This is a genomic window from Microcoleus sp. Pol11C3 (assembly GCF_036701485.1).
In the GTDB taxonomy this organism is placed as follows: Bacteria; Cyanobacteriota; Cyanobacteriia; order Cyanobacteriales; family Microcoleaceae; genus Microcoleus.
This window is the reverse complement of sequence record NZ_JAUBQW010000269.1, coordinates 1-2,431: the sequence shown is the minus strand read 5'-3', so window position 1 is coordinate 2,431 and position 2,431 is coordinate 1. Positions and strand designations below refer to the sequence as shown.

The window sequence follows — 2,431 nt, the reverse complement described above, 5'->3', positions numbered from 1 at the left end:
CTGAATCTGTTTTGAGTGCTCGTTCTGGTCAGATTTCTCCCTCTCTTCTGCCAGGCTAACCCCGTGAACTTATACCTCTCAAGTCCGCATGGTTGTTCCAAATTGCGCTCCGTCATGTCGCAGACCGAATTTTGTGGAAGCTGTACCCAGATACCTCAAATGGCTGTATTACCGAATCGCTGACGGGCATAGAGATTTTACAGAAAAGCGTTTCCTCAGAGATGTCAAGGATTTTGATGCAATTTACTTGTGGCCTAACACTTCTATCGAAATCTTTAGGAAAGTGAAGCAGCAGAGCAAACCGATTTTTTTGCACCACATCAACTGCTATACAAAGCAGGCAAAATTTATTATTGATGATGCTTACAGCCGCTTGGGAGTCGCTCCCCAACACAAAATTACTGCTGATATGATTCAGCAAGAAGATGAAGAAATTAGTTTGGCTGATTTCATTTTTTGTCCGAGTCCCGAGGTCAAAAAATCTTTTATGGGAGCGGGAGTTCCCGAACATAAACTGATCCTTACCAGTTACGGGTGGTCTCCCAAGTGCTTCCCGCATTTTTTGAGCGACAAGCCACTATCAGACACGATTACTGTTTTGTTTGTGGGCAGCGTTTGCGTCAGAAAAGGAGCTCATTTGCTGTTGCGGGCTTGGGAAAAAGCGGGAATTAAAGGCAGACTAATGCTTTGTGGAAGTATGGAGCCAGCAATTGCTGAAACTTGCAGCAGAATTTTAGCACACTCAGATGTAATTCATAGGGATTACACCAGCGATATTGCCCTTGCTTATCGCGAAGCTGACTTTTTTTTTTGCCTTTCCCAGTCTCGAAGAAGGTAGTCCGCTGGTTACTTATGAAGCGATGGCTAACGGTTTGCCAGTTCTCACGTCCCCTATGGGAGCGGGCAGCATTGCCCGAGATGGCAAAGATGGCATAATTGTTTCGCCCTATGATGAAGAAGCGCTAGTGACGGGCTTGCAACAGCTAGCTGGTTGTGCCGAGTTGCGGCTTCGGATGAGTGACTCTGCCCGATCGCGGGCACAGGAATTTACGTGGGAAAAAGTTGCACGGCGGCGCGCTGAGTTGGTACTCGAAAGATTGAAACCAGCTTGAAAAGTGAGGGGAGAAATGTGAGGTTTTGGAGGCTCCGGCGACTCAAAGCCTCGGATTTTTGTAGAATTTTCAATCCCAAATCCTAGCTGTTGGCAACCCATCCAATTTTTTTCAATTTTTACCTGTTGAATTCAACTACTAAGCAGTTGTTTTAATTTTAATAAAAGTCTAGCTATAGCATTTCTCAGAAAGATGAGGTACGATAACAGCAGTGACTTGCGCCAATTCCAAAAATTTTCTGATGTAACTTGATTAAATGCAAACTCGATCGCTTTTCCTAACTCTTGATAATTAGTCGTCTTGATAGAACGGAAAATATTTTTAAGTTTTGAGCATAAATTTTTACGTTTATGAGCAATCCTGCGAATAGGGCGACAAGTATATTAATTTTAGCCTTTTTTTTAGATAGCTTTTTATACTTCTTCTCCGGTATGAATAGTACAATTATCCATCACTACACAAGCACCTTTCCCTACTCTTGGTACGAGTTTTCGGATGATAAACGTTTCAAATGTAATTGCATCGGTTGTACCTAGGGTTTGCTGAATAATACATCACTTGCCCCATAACAGGAGCGAGCGATCTATTCAAGGCGAGTTAAGATGAGTTTTTCCTGCCTCAATTTGATAGAAATATAAGCGACCCTTATGTTAATTCCAAAAACAGGGATTGTTTTCCCGGAACGGCATAAAAACACAAAAAAAACCCGGCGCCACCAGGTAGAAAGGTTCATTACTAAAAAAGTAATTGCAATGGCTGGAGAGCGAGGCATTGTCAAGTTTGGTCATGACCAAATTCAGGCAGAATTTTCGTTTCCCCTGTCCGAACTTGCCCTCAATTGCATTTCTAATCCTCTCATCTTCCAATGCTTGCCTCTTTTTTGATTTACTCACATTTGCTGGCGGTCTTCCTAGGGGCGGTCCACTGATTCTAATTCCTTTTTCTTTGCACCATGCTCGGTTTTCCCGATTTCGGTAAATGCGATCTGCATGAACGGATTCTGGATAATATCCTGTGAACCTATGATATGCTTCTACTTGTGCTTGTAAGTCTCCTGATTCATTAAAGTTATCCCAGCTCATCCGGTCTAAGAATACATATCCTTCAAAACAACAGGCTGATAGTTTGGCTCCAAACTCTACGCTTTTTCCGGCTTTTCCTCTGACTATCGGGCGAATGTGGGGCTGACTTAAACTTACTAAGTAGCTAGACAAAATTAATTACATAGTTTTTTCCAAATTCTTTCAGGATTTTTTCCACAGATGTAACAAAAGTTCCCCAACTCTTATAAGCAGATATCTCAATCCATTCATACTTAA

The 2,431-nt window shown here is 42.3% G+C and carries 2 protein-coding genes and 1 pseudogene; 2 read left to right on the top strand and 1 reads right to left on the bottom strand.

From position 1 onward, the window contains the following. Positions 1-88 precede the first annotated feature (88 nt). Together QUA40_RS28350 and QUA40_RS28345 are read left to right on the top strand one after the other, a co-directional pair. On the top strand, positions 89-838 hold the full coding sequence (locus QUA40_RS28350; protein ID WP_333131986.1) for a hypothetical protein: 750 nt from the start codon (positions 89-91) through the stop codon (positions 836-838). Positions 839-860: 22 nt separating this feature from the next. Beyond that, entirely contained in the window at positions 861-1,112 is a 252-nt protein-coding gene (locus QUA40_RS28345) for a glycosyltransferase (RefSeq protein WP_333131984.1), read from the top strand. Positions 1,113-1,695: 583 nt separating this feature from the next. On the opposite strand, the pseudogene QUA40_RS28340 reads toward QUA40_RS28345, so the two are convergent. Then, positions 1,696-2,314, bottom strand: a pseudogene (locus QUA40_RS28340) (transposase); the annotation flags it as partial. Between the last annotated feature and the right edge of the window lie 117 nt (positions 2,315-2,431).

What these genes read in the sequence shown, in the direction of transcription:
- QUA40_RS28350 (WP_333131986.1), top strand. Translation starts at nt 89, where the DNA reads ATGGTTGTTCCAAATTGCGCTCCGTCATGTCGCAGACCGAATTTTGTG.
- QUA40_RS28345 (WP_333131984.1), top strand. Translation starts at nt 861, where the DNA reads ATGGCTAACGGTTTGCCAGTTCTCACGTCCCCTATGGGAGCGGGCAGC.